The organism is Rhizobium ecuadorense (assembly GCF_001187535.1).
In the GTDB taxonomy this organism is placed as follows: domain Bacteria; phylum Pseudomonadota; class Alphaproteobacteria; order Rhizobiales; family Rhizobiaceae; genus Rhizobium; species Rhizobium ecuadorense.
In genome coordinates, this window is the sequence record NZ_LFIO01000621.1 from 1 (window position 1) to 312 (window position 312).

General features: G+C 62.2%; 1 pseudogene. It reads left to right on the top strand.

Going from position 1 to position 312, the window contains the following annotated elements:
• Positions 1-312: pseudogene (locus tag AF337_RS12380) on the top strand (sugar ABC transporter ATP-binding protein); the annotation flags it as partial.

The following is a 312-nucleotide window of genomic DNA, read 5'->3' on the forward strand; positions in this document are numbered from 1 at the left end:
CATCTATATCTCGCATTACCTGAACGAAATCGAAGAGCTCTGCGACCACGTCACCGTGCTGCGCAATGGCCTCGACGTCGCCTCCCTGCCGATCGGCGACACTTCGGCCGGTGCAATTGCCCGGCTGATGGTCGAGCGCGACATCAAGGAGATGTTCCCGAAGCCGCAGGTGACGCCGGGCGAGGAAATCCTCAAGCTCGAGCAGCTGTCGGCGCCAGGGAAATATAGCGACGTGAGTTTTACGCTTCGCCGCGGCGAGGTGCTCGGCCTCACAGGCCTGCTCGGCTCCGGCGCAAAGGAATTGGTCCGCAC